Annotated in this window: 11 protein-coding genes; 2 read left to right on the forward strand and 9 right to left on the reverse strand. The window is 60.2% G+C overall.

Annotated elements, in window-relative coordinates:
- Positions 1 to 153: 153 nt before the first annotated feature.
- The 4 genes from AB5Z25_RS03590 to kdpA all read right to left on the reverse strand — a co-directional run bounded on the left by AB5Z25_RS03590 (position 154) and on the right by kdpA (position 6,849).
- Entirely contained in the window at positions 154 to 2,103 is a 1,950-nt protein-coding gene (locus AB5Z25_RS03590; protein WP_368134810.1) for an FAD-dependent oxidoreductase, read from the reverse strand.
- Between the two features lie 248 nt (positions 2,104 to 2,351).
- The gene (gene kdpC / locus AB5Z25_RS03595) at positions 2,352 to 2,942 is read right to left on the reverse strand and encodes a potassium-transporting ATPase subunit KdpC (RefSeq protein ID WP_270225538.1); all 591 of its coding nucleotides are present in this window, start codon (positions 2,940 to 2,942) and stop codon (positions 2,352 to 2,354) included.
- Between the two features lie 12 nt (positions 2,943 to 2,954).
- Positions 2,955 to 5,009, reverse strand: coding sequence for a potassium-transporting ATPase subunit KdpB (gene kdpB, locus AB5Z25_RS03600; RefSeq protein ID WP_270225537.1), 2,055 nt, complete (start codon positions 5,007 to 5,009; stop codon positions 2,955 to 2,957).
- 16 nt (positions 5,010 to 5,025) lie between these two features.
- On the reverse strand, positions 5,026 to 6,849 hold the full coding sequence (kdpA, locus tag AB5Z25_RS03605) for a potassium-transporting ATPase subunit KdpA (RefSeq protein ID WP_368134811.1): 1,824 nt from the start codon (positions 6,847 to 6,849) through the stop codon (positions 5,026 to 5,028).
- Between the two features lie 334 nt (positions 6,850 to 7,183).
- Between kdpA and AB5Z25_RS03610 the strand changes: the two genes are divergently transcribed.
- Together AB5Z25_RS03610 and AB5Z25_RS03615 are read left to right on the forward strand one after the other, a co-directional pair.
- A complete protein-coding gene (locus AB5Z25_RS03610; RefSeq protein WP_368134812.1) occupies positions 7,184 to 9,919 on the forward strand; it encodes an ATP-binding protein in 2,736 nt (911 codons plus the stop codon).
- Entirely contained in the window at positions 9,912 to 10,616 is a 705-nt protein-coding gene (locus AB5Z25_RS03615; protein ID WP_195621785.1) for a response regulator transcription factor, read from the forward strand. Before AB5Z25_RS03610 ends, AB5Z25_RS03615 begins: the two co-directional genes overlap by 8 nt.
- Positions 10,617 to 10,801: 185 nt before the next feature.
- On the opposite strand, the gene AB5Z25_RS03620 is transcribed toward AB5Z25_RS03615, so the two are convergent.
- From AB5Z25_RS03620 to AB5Z25_RS03640, 5 genes are all read right to left on the reverse strand, one after another.
- Positions 10,802 to 11,002: a hypothetical protein gene (locus AB5Z25_RS03620; RefSeq protein ID WP_368134813.1), complete on the reverse strand. Its 201-nt coding sequence runs from the start codon at positions 11,000 to 11,002 to the stop codon at positions 10,802 to 10,804.
- Between the two features lie 175 nt (positions 11,003 to 11,177).
- Complete coding sequence (gene feoB / locus AB5Z25_RS03625) at positions 11,178 to 13,505, reverse strand: ferrous iron transporter B (RefSeq protein ID WP_368134814.1); 2,328 nt, start codon at positions 13,503 to 13,505, stop codon at positions 11,178 to 11,180.
- Between the two features lie 123 nt (positions 13,506 to 13,628).
- On the reverse strand, positions 13,629 to 13,850 hold the full coding sequence (locus AB5Z25_RS03630) for a FeoA family protein (RefSeq protein WP_006234774.1): 222 nt from the start codon (positions 13,848 to 13,850) through the stop codon (positions 13,629 to 13,631).
- 39 nt (positions 13,851 to 13,889) lie between these two features.
- A complete protein-coding gene (locus AB5Z25_RS03635) occupies positions 13,890 to 14,132 on the reverse strand; it encodes a FeoA family protein (RefSeq protein ID WP_022094360.1) in 243 nt (80 codons plus the stop codon).
- A 193-nt stretch (positions 14,133 to 14,325) separates the two neighbouring features.
- Positions 14,326 to 14,574 (reverse strand): HPr family phosphocarrier protein, encoded by a 249-nt coding sequence (locus tag AB5Z25_RS03640; RefSeq protein ID WP_195404046.1) that lies wholly within the window; start codon positions 14,572 to 14,574, stop codon positions 14,326 to 14,328.
- Positions 14,575 to 15,120 lie beyond the last annotated feature (546 nt).

A 15,120-nucleotide genomic window follows, 5' to 3' on the forward strand; every position in this document is an offset into this window, starting at 1 on the left:
CTCGACAATGATCTTTCTTTGATAAAACGCAAGCGGCGGCCGTCCCAAAACGGGGCGGCCGCCGTGTTTTGCTATCGACTGGCGCAATGGAATCAGGTTTACATGCATCAACTTGGTGCAAACTAACCTGACTCCCATGCACCAAGGGAGCGACTAGAGCTCGCAGGCGACCTTGTAGCCATCGCCGATGGCGTCGCGGATGTTGCCGCACTTGTTGGCGTCGCCCAGCACGTGGGTGGCAACGCCGGCAGCGGCAAGGTCGTCGGCCAGTTTGATGTTGGGACGATAGCCCATGGCAAGCACCAGCGTATCGGCACCGGCGATGGTGTGGGCCTCGCCGTCCTTCTCGTAGCTGATAGTGTCCTCGGTAATCTCGGTCACCTTGGCCTCGGTCAGCACGTGAACGCCCTTGGAGAGCATGCGCGTGATGAGAACCGCGCGACCGGCACCACCCTCGTTGGCGGCGAGCGTCTTGGTCATCTCGATAACAGTGACATCGCGGTTGGCCGGCGACAGGTCGTTGACCAGCGGGGCCAGGTAATCTGCCGTCTCGCAACCGACGGTGCCGCCGCCCACGATGACGATCTTCTTACCCGGGAAAGCCTTGCCGCCCAGCAGGTCGTCGGCCGTCATAACCTGCTTAAAGCCCTGCATGAAGGCCGGAGCGATGGGCTCGGCGCCATAAGCCAGGACAACCTCGTAACCCGCGTAGTCGCGCTGAATGTCCTCGGCAGTAAGCTCGGTGCCAAATATGCACTTCACGCCCGCCTCGGCCAGGCGGCGATACTGGTACTTGATCACGCGGGTGAGCTCCTGCTTTGCCGGCGGCACGGCCGCGATGCGCATCTCGCCACCCGGTTCGTCCTGTTTATCCACGAGCACCACGTTATGACCGCGCTTGGCGGCAATGTAGGCTGCCTCCATACCCGCAGGACCAGCACCCACAACGAGTACGTTCTTGGCCTCGGCGGCAGGCTCGTAGCCAGCCTCGTCGCGCTCCACGTCCGGGTTGACGGTGCAGGAGATGCGCTTGCCGAACATGATGCCGTTCAGGCAGCGCAGGCAACCGATGCAGGGGCGGATGTCGTCGGCGTTGCCGGCAGCAGCCTTGTTGCAGAACTCGGCATCGCACAGATTGGCGCGGCCCATCATGCAGATATCGGCAGCACCGTCCTCGATCAGCTCCTCGGCAATCCATGCCTCGTTGATGCGGCCGACCGTGGCGACGGGAATGTTCACATGCTTCTTGATCTCACGCGAGCAGGCGGCATGCGAGGCCTGCTGCGTACCGGCGGCGGGAATCGCGGAGCCGCGCTTGATGGTAGTACCGCCCGACACGTGGATCATGTCGACGCCGGCTTTCTCCAGGCGACGCGAGACGTAGATCATGTCGTTGAGGGTCAGGCCGCCATCGGTGTACTCATCGCCCGAGATACGGACGTCGATGATGAAGTCCTTGCCGCAGCGCTCGCGAATCTCGGCGATGACCTCGAGCAAGAAGCGCATGCGGGCGTCGAGCGAGCCGCCGTACTCGTCGGTGCGTTTGTTGTAGAGCGGAGTCAAAAAGCCGCCGAGCATACCGTGGGCGTGCGCCGCATGGACCTCGACGCCATCGACGCCAGCCTTCTGCATACGCACGGCAGCGTCGCCAAACTGATGCGTGAGCTCGTGAATCTCGTCGACCGTGATGGGGCGCGGTGCCTCGCGGGCATAGGACGGTCCCACGAAGGACGGAGCGATCAGGCGCGGCGTGCCCGGAATGTTAAAGGCCATGTAGGCGGGGTGGAAGAGCTGCGGCATGATCTTGCAGCCATACTCGTGGACGGCCGCGGCGAGCTTTTCCCAGCCGGGGATAAACGTGTCGTCGTAGCAGCACATGTCACCCGGCAGATAGGTATAGGTGGGCTCGACCGTCACGACCTCGGTAATGATGAGGCCCACGCCGCCCTTGGCGCGGGCACGGTAATGATCGACCAAGTCGTCGGTCACATAGCCGTGATCGGCCAGGTTGGTGGACACCGGCGGCATAAAGACGCGGTTCTTGACCTCGGTCGTACCGACCTTGATCGGGCTAAAGAGCATCGGGTAGGCGGATGACTCCATACAGGCTTCCTTTCGTTTGAGCCGCTCGGCGGCAGTTGCTAACGTACCTATCGTATCAGTATCCGCCGCATTCGCACTCGCTCGCACTCCCCACCTTCAATCCCGACCCTCACAAAAAAGTTGCGGTGGAATACGGAGTAGATAAGACTTTTGACAGGCAAAACAGTCCGTATTCCACCGCAACTGATGGGCGGAGTGGAATTGAGGGCTCAGATAGTCAGTCATGCCCTCATCCGCCACTCCCTCACCTACAGTGCGCCGTCCAGCATAAGGTTCACCTTGAGCACGTTGACCGTGGGCTCGCCGAAGACGCCGAGGAAACGGCCCTTGGTGCACTGGGCGATGATCTCGCGCACCTCGCCTTCGCTCTTGCCCGTGGCCTTCGCCAGGCGCGGGACCTGGTACTCGGCGGCATCGGGGGAGATCTCCGGGTCGAGGCCTGAGCCGGAACACGTCACCAGGTCGACGGGCACAGCGTCCATATCGGCATCGGGGTTGGAGGCGCGAATCTTCTCGACGCGCGCGTCCACAAGCTGCCGGTACTCCTCACTCGCCGGGGACAAATTGGACGGGGTGCCGTAGGCCATGAGCCCACCGTCCTCCCCCTCGACGATAGTCACGTTCTGGATGCGGCCCCACATGTGGTCCTCATCCTCGAAGTTCTGGCCGATCAGCTCGGAGCCCACGATCTTGTCGTCGACCGTAATGAGCGATCCGTTCGCCTGGTACGGGAACGCAACCTGGGCGATGCCGGTCACGACGAGCGTATAGCCCAGGCCGCAGACAACGGTAAACAGCGCGAACACGCCCAGTGCGCGCGATGCAACACCTTTGAACATACAAACCTCCACTTACATAATGCCGCAGAACGCGAGCAGCATGTCGATGAGCTTGATGAATACGAACGGGGCAACGATGCCGCCCAGACCCCACACGAGCAGGTTGTGGGTCAGCAGCTGTCCGGACGGGACCTCGCGGTACTTAACGCCCTTCAGCGCGGCCGGGATCAGCGCGACGATAACGAGCGCGTTATAGATGATGGCCGAAAGAACCGCGGACAGCGGGCTTGCCAGACCAAGGATGTTGAGCGCGCCAAGGCCCGGGTAGATCGGCGAGAACAGGGCCGGGATGATAGCGAAGTACTTCGCCATGTCGTTGGCCACCGAGAAGGTCGTGAGCGAACCGCGGGTCATGAGCAGCTGCTTGCCGATACGCACGACCTCGATGAGCTTGGTGGGGCTGGAGTCGAGGTCGACCATGTTGCCGGCCTCCTTGGCAGCCTGGGTGCCCGTGTTCATGGCCACGGCGACGTCGGCCTGGGCCAGAGCGGGCGCGTCGTTGGTGCCGTCACCGGTCATGGCGACCAGGTGCCCCTCACGCTGGAACTCGCGGATCTTCTCGAGCTTGCCTTCAGGGGTGGCCTCGGCCAGGAAGTCGTCAACGCCGGCCTCGGCGGCGATTGCCGCGGCGGTGAGCGGGTTGTCGCCCGTCACCATGATGGTCTTGATGCCCATCTTGCGCAGGTCGGCGAACTTCTCCTTAACGCCGGACTTGATGATGTCCTTGAGGTACACAACGCCCAGCACGCGACAGTTCTTGGTCACGACCAGCGGGGTGCCGCCGGCCTTGGCGATGCGCTCGACGGCCTCGTCGCACTCCTGGGAGAACACGCCGCCAGCTGCCTCCACATAGGTGCGCACGGAATCGGCAGCGCCCTTGCGGATCTCATTGCCCTCGTAGTTCACACCGGACATGCGCGTTGCCGCGGTGAAGGGGATGAACTCCATACCCTTATCCTCGAGCGTGCGACCGCGCAGACCGAACTGCTCCTTGGCGAGCACGACGATGGAACGACCCTCGGGGGTCTCGTCGGCCAGCGAGGAAAGCTGGGCGGCATCGGCCAGCTCCGCGGGATCGACGCCATCGACCGGGATGAACTCGGCGGCTTGGCGGTTACCCAGGGTGATGGTGCCGGTCTTGTCGAGCATGAGGATGTCGACGTCGCCGGCGGCCTCGATGGCGCGGCCGGACATGGCCAGCACGTTGGCCTCGTTCAGACGGCTCATGCCGGCGATGCCGATGGCGGACAGAAGGGCGCCGATGGTAGTGGGAGCCAGGCACACGAGCAGTGCCACGAGCGTGGTCACGGCCGTGGGGTTGACCATGTCGTTAAGACCGGCCGAGAAGCAGGAGTAACAATACAGGGCCAGCGTGACCAGGATAAAGACGATGGAGAGGGCCACCAGGAAGATCTCCAGAGCGATCTCGTTAGGGGTCTTCTTGCGCGCGGCACCCTCGACCATCGCGATCATCTTGTCCAGGAAGCTCTGGCCGGGCTCACTGGAGATCTTGACGATGATCCAATCGGACAGCACCGCGGTACCGCCGGTAACGGCAGAGCGGTCGCCGCCGGCCTCGCGGACCACGGGGGCGGACTCACCGGTGATGGCGGACTCGTCAACGGAGGCAGCGCCCTCGATGACGTCGCCATCGCCGGGAATCTGCTCGCCGGCGCGTACGATCACCAGGTCGCCGCGCGTAAGCTCGGTGCCGGGAACGACGGTGAAGTGTTCCTTGTCCTTAACGGACTCGATGCGATGGGCCTCGACATCCTTCTTGGCCGCACGCAGGGAATCGGCCTGAGCCTTACCGCGGCCCTCGGCAAGCGCCTCGGCGAAGTTCGAGAACAGGTCGGTGAGCCACAGGATGACCGCGATGGCGACCACATAGTAGGTGGGCACACCCGCGTCCTGCACACCGAAGATGGAAGCGACGGCCAGGACGGAGGTCATGACGGCGGAAAGCCACACCAGGAACATGACCGGGTTTTGAATCTGGACGCGAGGATCCAGTTTGGCAAACGAGTCGCGGACCGCGCGGCCCATCATGTCTTTTTGCATAGCCATAAATCTGCGCCCTCCTTTACGCAATCATCTGGAAGAACTCGGCAACGGGGCCAAGCGCCAGAGCCGGGAAGAAACTCAGGGCACCGATCAGCAGAACGATGAACACGAGCAGGAATACGAACATGCCGTTGGTGGTAGACAGGGTACCGGCGCTCTCGGCGACCTTACCCTTCTTGGCCAGCGAGCCGGCGATAGCCAGCGTACCGATGATGGGCATGAAGCGGGCGAACAGCATCTCGAGGCCGAGCATGACGTTGATCCAGGGAATGTTGCAGTTCATGCCTGCAAACGCCGATCCGTTGTTGCCGCCGCATGAGGTGAAGGCATACAGCGCCTCGGAGAAGCCGTGCGCGCCACCATTGTTGAGCTGGTCGGCAAGACCGGGCACCATGCAGGCGATGGCCGAGCACACCAGAATGGCAAACGGAGTTGCCAAGCACAGGACAACTGCCCAGCGCATCTCGCCCGGCTCGATCTTCTTGCCCAGGAACTCAGGCGTGCGTCCGACCATGAGGCCGGCGATGAACACTGTGAGGATGGCGAAGCCGATCATGCCGTACAGGCCGCAGCCCACGCCGCCGAAGACGACCTCGCCCAGAGCAATCTGGAGCATCTGGATAAAACCGCCCAGCGGAGTGTAGGAGTCGTGCATGGAGTTAACCGAGCCGTTGGAAGCAGCCGTCGTGAAAGCGGACCAGGTAGAAGAGGAGGCGATACCGAAACGGCTCTCCTTGCCCTCCATGTTGCCGCCGGCCTGGCCGTCGGTCATCTCGATATTGACCGCTCCGCCATCGGCCAGCTGCGGGGTGCCCGCATGCTCGTTGACGGCAATGATGCCGGTGAAGATCACCAGCAGGATGAACATGGCGGCAAAGATGGCCTTGCCCTGCTTGGTGTTCTTGACGCCGATACCGAAGGTGAAGCAGCAGGCGGCCGGGATCAGCAGCAGGCTGGTCATCTCGATGATGTTGGTGAAGGCACTGGGGTTCTCATACGGATGAGCGGAGTTCACGCCGAAGAAGCCGCCGCCGTTGGTGCCGGACTGCTTGATGGCGACCTGAGGAGCCGCGGGACCCTGGGGCAGGAACTGCTCGGTGACCACGCGCGCGCCCTCGACAACCTTGCCGTCGACCTTGACCGTGTCGCCCTCGATCTGGACACCGTCGATGACGCTCCAGCCGCCGTCTGCATTAGGCTGGACAGCGACGGGCTCTACGAGCTCGGCCTTCTGAGCCGGCTGGAAGTTGGAGATGACGCCACCGGCAGCCAGGCAGATGCCGAACACGAGGTTCAGCGGGATGAGCACATACAGGACGGTGCGGGTGAGGTCGACCCAGAAGGAACCCAGACCCTGCCCCTTGACCTGACGGAAACCGCGGATGAGCGCGAACATGACCGCGATACCGGTGCCAGCGGACAAGAAGTTTTGCACGGTGAGGCCCATGAACTGCACAAGATAGGACAGGGTGGTCTCACCGGAATAGGACTGCCAGTTGGTGTTGGTTATGAAGGAAACAGCCGTATTGAACGACAGGTCCCATGACACACCCGGCAGGTGCTGGGGATTGCCTGGCAAGAAGGACTGAAGCGCTTGGAGTGCCACTAGAGCCACGAGGCCGATCCCCGAAAAGACCAGCACGCTCGCCAGATAGCGCCTACACCCCATCTGCTCTGCCGCGTCGATGCGAAGCAGACGATAGACGCCGCGCTCCACAGGAGCAATCACAGGCGACAGGAACGTATGCTCACCATCCATGATATGGGCCATGAACCGACCGAGCGGAACGGCCAGGACGACGAGCACGGCAAAGTACAAGATGTACTGAATCGCAGCGTCCATAGTTTACGAATCACTCCTCATCAGAATGTAGATGTAATAGATAAGAAGTCCAATGCAGACGACTCCGATGATGGGAATGAGGATGTTCATTTACCGCCCCTTTCACGCACGGCCCGATGTCTCGGACGCCTGCTCTCGCAAGCGTCTGGGGACAGTAAACGCTTCTAGGGATTAAAGAGGCGTGAGGGCCGGGGCTCACGACCTTAAGATGCCGTAAAGATGCAGGTAGAAAGCACTATTGCTGCTGCAGTGCGCCTATACTCGACCTCGCGAGCATACAGCGGCGTCCTCACCGCGTATGCACGCATGGACAACGCTTCAGAAAGGCTACGCTATGCAGCGCGACGCATCGGACACTCGCGTCAATCCAGACCTCATCCTCAAGGCAATTGAGAAAGACGAGGTCGCCGATGACGCTCGAACCAGCCGGGGACACCTCAAGATTTTCTTTGGCTACGCTGCTGGCACAGGCAAAACTTATGCGATGCTTCAAGCCGCCCACGCCGCCAAGCGGCGAGGTGTCGACGTCGTCGCGGGATACATCGAGCCGCACGAACGTCCGGCAACTGCCCATCTTGCACAAGGGCTTGAGAACGTGCCCTGTAAACTCATTGAGCATAACGGCATTGCGCTCAGCGAGTTCGATCTAGATGCGGCTATCGAACGCGCCCCTCAGCTCATCCTTGTCGACGAGCTCGCCCATACGAATGCGCCGGGGTCTCGCCACGACAAACGCTATCAAGATGTCGAGGAACTTCTACATGCGGGCATCGACGTCTATACGACCGTGAACGTTCAGCATATCGAGAGCCTAAACGACATGGTTGCATCCATCACCGGCGTTGTCGTGAGCGAACGAATCCCCGACCGTATCTTCGATGATGCCGACCAGGTCGAGCTCGTCGACATAGAGCCCGAAGACCTACTTGGGCGCCTTCGCGCCGGCCTCGTCTACCGTCCCGCACAAGCCGACCGAGCGCAACAGCATTTTTTTACCGTCGAGAACCTCACCGCACTCCGAGAAATCGCGCTGCGCCGCTGCGCCGATCGCACCGGCCACCTCACAGACGCCGCACGCGTGCTGGGAAACCGTGACTACTACACCAAGGAGCGTATCTTAGTCTGTGTCTCCCCGGCGCCGACCAATCCCCGCATCGTCCGCACCGCCGCACGCATGGCGAAAGCGTTTCGCAGCGAGCTCGTCGCCCTGTTCGTAGAGAGCCCGCGCACGCAAGCCATGAGCGATGATGAGCGCGCCAAGCTTGCAGCCAATATCGCCCTAGCCGAGCAGCTCGGAGCACATATGGAAACCGTCTATGGCGACGACGTCGCGTTTCAGATCTCCGAGTTCGCGCGCCTGTCGGGTATTTCGAAGATCGTCATGGGGCGCACGGGCGAGCACAGCAGCGTCCGTCAGGCCCTCTTCGGCCGCAAATCTCTCGTAGAACAGCTCATAACATTCGCCCCGAACCTCGACATTTACATCATTCCAGACCAGTCGACTCCGCCCTCCCGGCCCAAAGGACGCCGCCGTGCGCTCGCCCCGCAGCCGCCCAGCAGCCGAGACGTGCTTCGCACGCTGGCCCTCTCTCTTGTCGCCACGGCGATCGGCACGGCTTTCCGCCATCTGGGATTTGCCGATTCCAGCATCATATCCCTCTATATCCTCACGGCCCTGCTGACCGCCGTCACCACGACGGGGCGTATCTGCACGATCGTATCGAGCGTGCTTTCTGTAGTGCTTTACAACTTCTGCTTCGTCACGCCTCTGTTTTCGCTCGCCAGCTACGACCGAAGCTATCTGGTCACGTTCGGCATCATGTTCGCTACCGCTATGGTCGCCGGCGAGTTAACTGCGCGCATCGCCGACAACGCTCGCACCTCCGCCGAGAACGCATTCAAAACACGTGTACTCCTCGAAACGAACCAGCTCTTGCAGCAAGCCCATAGCGCGGAGGAGTGCGCCCGCGTCGCCATGAACCAACTCATCAAACTGCTAAAACTCGACGTGGTCTTCTACACCGCCGAACACGGCACGCTCGGCAAGACGCTCTATGAGTCCGCTGGCACCGAAAACCGATCCACGTCGCTGCTCACCGACTACGAGCGCGCCGTTGCAACCTGGACCTACACCAACAACAAGCGCGCAGGCGCAAGCACGCGGACCCTGCCTGAGGCGCGCTGTCTCTACCTCGCGGTTCGCACCGGCGACAAGGTATTCGGTGTCATCGGCATCGACCTGGAGGGGCGCGAGATCGAAGCCTTCGAGCATTCGATCGTCCTATCTATCGTAGGTGAATGCGCCTTGGCGCTCGAAAGCGACCGGGCGGCGCAAGAGCGCGAAGAGGCTGCGGTCTTGGCGAAAAACGAGCAGCTGCGCGCCAACCTTTTGCGCTCCATCGGCCACGATTTGAGGACACCCCTCACGGCTATATCCGGATCTGCGGCAATCCTTCGGAAGAGCGACGAGAAGCTCAGCCTCGAACAACGCTGCGATCTTGCCGATGCCATCTACGACGACTCCCTCTGGCTTATCGATACCGTGGAGAACCTCCTCGCCATCACACGCGTCGAGGACGGCACCATTCGCCTCAACTTAACATCCGAGCTTATCGACGAGGTCATCGAGGCCGCCCTCAGCCATGTCGCCCAAGCATCGCATGGACGCGCCGTCACCATCGAGCGCACTGACGACATCCTGCTGGTACGCATCGACGTCCATCTCATCATGCAGGTGCTTACGAATCTCATCATGAACGCCTTCAAATACACGCCCGAGGACTCGACTGTCACCATCGGCGCACGTCGCGAGGGTGCGTTCGTCGTGGTGGACGTCGCAGACGATGGGCCGGGCGTGGCAGACTGCGACAAGCCTCATATCTTTGAGCGCTTCTTCACCTCAAGCAATACGCAGCCCGTGGATTCGCGTCGAAGCATCGGCCTTGGGCTGTCGCTCTGCCGCTCCATCGTGGAGGCGCATGGCGGCGTCATCGAAGTTCGCGACAACCACCCCCATGGGGCCATCTTCCGTTTTACCCTGCCCGCCGAGGAGATCGAGATTCATGAATAATGCCGCTAAGCCACGCATCCTCCTGGTCGAAGATGACCTGACCGTTCAAAACCTCGTTTCGACCGCGCTTGACCTCCACGGCTATGTCGTGAGCAAGGTTTGCAACGGCCAGGCCGCCATCATGGATGCGGTGTCGCACGGCCCCAGCCTCATCATGCTCGACCTCGGCCTTCCCGACATTGACGGTATCGAGGTCATCACGAAGATCCGAAGCTGGTCGGCAGTCCCCATTATCGTCATTTCGGCGCGCACCGAAGATTCCGACAAGATTGCAGCACTTGACGCAGGGGCAGACGACTACCTCACCAAGCCCTTTTCTGTGGATGAGTTGCTCGCGCGCGTCCGTGCGAATTTGAGGCGCTCCTCGATGGCGTCGAACGAGTCGACAGAAGCAAGCACGTTCGACAACGGTCCGCTGCATATCGACTACGCCGCGGGATACGCGACGAAAGACGGACGCGAGCTCTCGCTTACCCCGACCGAGTACAAATTGCTCGTCCTTCTAGCGAAAAACGTCGACAAGGTGCTCACCCACACCTTCATCACCCGCGAGATATGGGGCACGAGCTGGGACAGCGATCTGGCGAGCCTGCGCGTGTTCATGCGCACCCTGCGCAAGAAGATCGAGGCAGACCCCTCTCACCCCAAGATGATTCAGACGCACATGGGTGTCGGGTACCGCATGCAGCGTCTCTAGCCCACCCCACAAAAAGTTGCGGTGGAATACGGAGTAGATAAGGCCTTTGACAGCCAAAACAGTCCGTATTTCACCGCAACTGATTTAACGAGGCCCCAAAATACTCTTCGACTCGCCGCGCTCTCCCTCAAATGCGCAAAGCGCCCCGCGAACGGATGCTCGCGAGGCGCTTAGATGTCTGGGCCTTACTTGATTCCGCGACCCAAGTCCTCGGCAATCTTGTCCACGCCTTTGAGCGCGGCGCAGGTCTTTTTGTTGGAGCAATGTCCCGTGCAAGCGCCGCCCTGGGCGCAGTCGGCGCAAGTGCCCTTACGGTAGATGCGCACGCACACAGCAACAAACGCGACGCCAATAGCGGCCAGAACAACAATATCGATAGGTGCCATAGCAAGCCTCCTCTAGTTAACCACAACTTACTTTACCCCATTCTCCACCTACCAAAAAGGGACAGGTTTGTTTTGGTCGGTTTTATCTGCGGAAACGCCACATCTCTCCCACCAAAAAGCCCGAGTGTCGCTGGGACACCCGGGCTCGTGGAAAGGGGTTAATCCTTATTCGGACTTAAGCGGAAACTGCGGCGGAAGCAGTGTTGGTCTCGTCCTCATCGGTCCATGCATGCTTGGGCATGGGTCGGAAAATCTGGAAGAGCATCGCAACCAGCAGCACAATGGCCACAACCGTCCAGATACCAAACTGCCCAAGGACAAGCAGGTTGTAGAACTGGTTGATGAACAGGCCGATCACCCAAGCGAAGGCGCACTCGTAGCCGATGGCAATCGCGGTCCACTTGCCAGAGTCCATCTGGTTGCGGATGGTGCCAATGGCGGCAAAGCACGGAGCGCACAGCAGGTTGAAGGCGCCGAAGGCCACGCAAGCGCCCATGGTCGGGAACATACCGGCAAACGCGGTCCACAGGCTCGGGTCGGTCTCACCCGCATCGGCGACGGACAGCAGCGAGCCGGCGGTGGCGACGACGTTCTCCTTGGCGACGAGGCCAGAGACGGTCAGTGCGGTTGCCTGCCAGGTGCTAAAGCCGAGCGGGGCGAAGATCCAAGCGACCAGGTTGCCCAGCATGGCGAGCACGGAGTAGTCCATGAACTCCTCGGGGATGCCCTCCATGGCAGGCAGGAAGCCAAAGGCGCCGTTGTAGCTACCAAAGTTGGAGAGGAACCACACCACGACGGTAGAGGCGAAGATGACCGTGCCGGCCTTCTTGATAAAGGCCCAGCAGCGCTCCCACACGTGCAGCGCCCAGGAACGGATCGCCGGGAAGTGGTAGGCGGGAAGCTCCATAACGAACGGCGTCGGGCGACCGGCGAAGAGCTTGGTCTTCTTGAGCATGAGGCCCGAAGCGATGACGGCAAAGACGCCCAGGAAGTAGAAGAGCGGGCTGATCCATGCGGCCGTGGTGGAAGAGTCACCGATGATAGAACCCATGAGCAGGGCGATGATCGGCAGCTTAGCGCCGCAGGGAATAAACGTGGTGGTCATGACCGTCATACGGCGGTCCTTCTCGTTCTCGATGGTCTTGGTAGCCATGACGCCGGGGACGCCGCAGCCCGAAGACACGAGCATAGGAATGAAGGACTTACCGGACAGGCCAAAGCGACGGAACACGCGGTCCATGATGAAGGCGACGCGGGCCATGTAGCCGCAGTCCTCCAGGAAGGACAACATCACGAACAGCAGGAACATCTGCGGCACAAAGCCGAAGATAGCGCCCAGGCCGCCGACGATACCGTCACAGACGAGCGAATCGACCAGGCCACCGTCCTCGGTACCACCCGCCACAAGCGCGTCGTGGACCATGGTGGTAATACCCGGAACATACGGGCCATACTCCGCCGGGTCAACCGAATCGGCGTCGTCGCCAGCGGCCTCGACAGCTGCGTCGTAGGCATCGCGGCCCTGGCCGAGCACATACCAGCCGTCGGTACCGAAGAGCTGGTCGTTGGTGAAGTCAGTCACCGTGCCGCCCAATGTGGAAACGGCGATGTAGTACACGCAGAACATGATGACCACAAAGATCGGCAGACCCAGGATACGGTTGGTAACCACGCGGTCGATCTTCTCGGAAGTGCTCATCTTGGCCGGAGCCTTGGTGAGGCACTCGTCAATGATGTGCGCGATGACGCCATAGCGCTCGCCGGTGATGACGGACTCGGCGTCGTCATCGCAATCCTGCTCGCACTGGGCGACCAGCTGCTCCACGCGAGCGGCCTTCTCCTTGGTGAGGTTGATGAGTTTGCAGGCGTCTGCATCACGCTCGAACAGCTTGACGGCGTAATAGCGGCGCTTGTTGGCGGGAACGCTCGCCGGAAGGTTGTTCTCGATGTGGTCCAGAACGTCCTCGATGGAGGAATCGAACTTGTGCTCCGGCACCTGGCCCTTGGAAGCAGCGGACTTCTTGACCTGCTCGAACAGCTCCTTGATGCCCTTGTTCTTAAGAGCGGAGATCATCATGACCGGGCAACCGAGCTTCTTGGAGAGCTTGGCTGTGTCGATCTTGTCGCCATTCTTCTCGACCAGATCGGCCATGTTGAGGGCAACGACCACGGGCAGGCCGGTCTCGATAACCTGAAGCGCCAGGTACAGGTTGCGCTCGAGGTTGGTGGCGTCGACCACCTGGACGACGACATCGGGCTCTCCGCTCATGAGGTAATCGCGCGAGCATTGTTCCTCGGGACTGTAGGGGGAAAGCGAGTAGATGCCGGGGAGGTCCGTAATGGTAACGTTCTTGTCGCTTAGGAGCTTGGCTTCCTTTTTCTCAACCGTGACGCCGGGCCAGTTGCCAACATAGCCGTTGGCGCCGGTAATCAGGTTGAAAAGCGTGGTCTTGCCGCAGTTGGGGTTACCCGCCAGCGCGACATGGATCTGAGAATCCGCCATTCAATCCTTCTTCCTTGTGCGTCCGCGCTGCTTTCTCCGCGCGGGCTGGATAATGTGCTTCAAAGTTGCAGCATTAAGTTAGAAAAACCTAACTTTATCTGCAGAAATATGCGCCGCGAGTCCTTACTGAACCTCGACGACGGCGGCCTCCTCCTTGCGGATGGAAAGCTCGTAGCCGCGCACGTTGATCTCGACCGGATCACCGAGCGGTGCAACCTTCACGACCTTGAACGAAGTGCCCTTGATGAGCCCCAGGTCCATAAGGTGGCGGCGAAGCGCGCCCTCACCGTGAAGCTTGACGATGGTAGAGCTCTCGCCCACCTTAACGTCACCCAACGTCTTCATCCTCTTGTCCCCCTTTCGGTTTTTATCAAATGCTGCGAACTAACCGACGGTCATGATGTGCATGGCCACCTTGGAATCGATGCCAAAGCGTGCGCCCAGCACCGTGACGATGATATTGGCGCCACTCGAGCTCACCACGTGGATTTCGTTGCCCTCGACAAAGCCGAGGTCCTTGAGGTGGTGCTTCATGTCCTCATTGCCCTTTACACGAGACACGCGCACGGTTTCGCCCGCTTTTACCATCGAAAGCGGCATGGCCGGCATCTGCGGTCCGCAAGACATGAGTAGCTCCTAACGTCAGTTCGTCCTTAACATCGACGCGATAAAAGTTAACCACGTCTATGTTCGCTTTAGTAAACTAACACGTGGTTAACTTTTTGGAAAGGGTCCCCATTCAGATTTCGAAAAAGTTTCCTATACGAAACAAAACAAAAAGGCGCGGCAAAGAGCTGTCCTTTGCCGCGCCCCGTCATGCTTAGAGCGAGAGGTTTCTGATCGACGTAACGCAGGAAGCCTCGTCTACGCCCGAAACACGAAAGACGACGCTCTCGCCGCACTCACCATAGAGGGCCATGAGGCCCATAACATCGCGGCCATCCGTGTGGCGGTCGCCGATGCTGACCGACACGTCACTACGATGCTTGGCAATGATGTCATAGAGCAGCGCAACCGGGCGGGCATGTAATCCCAACGGATCTTTAATCGTCTTTGTAAACTCGACCATGTCCCCTCCCACGGCATCGCACATTCGGCCGGCAAAACCCAGCCATGTGGTAGTTATTGTAGCGTTAGATGCTTGTCGAGAGCCCCTCTGAACACCTCGTGGTCAAAAAGTGGCAAATATGAGTACTGTCACCAATTTAGTAGCAGCAAAATCGAGAGCAAATTGCCTACTTTGAGCGATTCGAAGAGGTTGAAAGCCGTCAAACGCCCTTTAAGGGGGTTAGATAAATTGATTTTGAGCCCATTTTGCTCAGAACAGGCCGAAAAATATGACACCTCTTTTGCAGCAGTACTCATATTTGGCATTTTTTGCCCACAGGGTCCAAAACCATGCCCCAAAAATCAGAACCACCCTTAAAAAGGGTGGTTTGCTCTTAGGGTATAACCCACGGGCTCCGGGCTCGCGTCTAAAGGCGCGGGCCCGGACTTCGTCCAGGCCTAGTGCATCTTGACCCGTGGCGTGCCGGTCAAACCGGCGGGGTCACCTCCTCTTGAAGGGGTCCTCGTACTCCTTCACGCTCAGCTTGTCCAGCGCGATGTCGTGGGA

Source organism: Collinsella aerofaciens, from assembly GCF_040910325.1.
Taxonomy (GTDB): Bacteria; Actinomycetota; Coriobacteriia; order Coriobacteriales; family Coriobacteriaceae; genus Collinsella; species Collinsella aerofaciens_BL.

Coding starts and splice junctions, on each gene's coding strand:
- AB5Z25_RS03590 (WP_368134810.1), bottom strand. CDS start 2,103: ATGGAGTCATCCGCCTACCCGATGCTCTTTAGCCCGATCAAGGTCGGT.
- kdpC (WP_270225538.1), bottom strand. CDS start 2,942: ATGTTCAAAGGTGTTGCATCGCGCGCACTGGGCGTGTTCGCGCTGTTT.
- kdpB (WP_270225537.1), bottom strand. CDS start 5,009: ATGGCTATGCAAAAAGACATGATGGGCCGCGCGGTCCGCGACTCGTTT.
- kdpA (WP_368134811.1), bottom strand. CDS start 6,849: ATGGACGCTGCGATTCAGTACATCTTGTACTTTGCCGTGCTCGTCGTC.
- AB5Z25_RS03610 (WP_368134812.1), top strand. CDS start 7,184: ATGCAGCGCGACGCATCGGACACTCGCGTCAATCCAGACCTCATCCTC.
- AB5Z25_RS03615 (WP_195621785.1), top strand. CDS start 9,912: ATGAATAATGCCGCTAAGCCACGCATCCTCCTGGTCGAAGATGACCTG.
- AB5Z25_RS03620 (WP_368134813.1), bottom strand. CDS start 11,002: ATGGCACCTATCGATATTGTTGTTCTGGCCGCTATTGGCGTCGCGTTT.
- feoB (WP_368134814.1), bottom strand. CDS start 13,505: ATGGCGGATTCTCAGATCCATGTCGCGCTGGCGGGTAACCCCAACTGC.
- AB5Z25_RS03630 (WP_006234774.1), bottom strand. CDS start 13,850: ATGAAGACGTTGGGTGACGTTAAGGTGGGCGAGAGCTCTACCATCGTC.
- AB5Z25_RS03635 (WP_022094360.1), bottom strand. CDS start 14,132: ATGTCTTGCGGACCGCAGATGCCGGCCATGCCGCTTTCGATGGTAAAA.
- AB5Z25_RS03640 (WP_195404046.1), bottom strand. CDS start 14,574: ATGGTCGAGTTTACAAAGACGATTAAAGATCCGTTGGGATTACATGCC.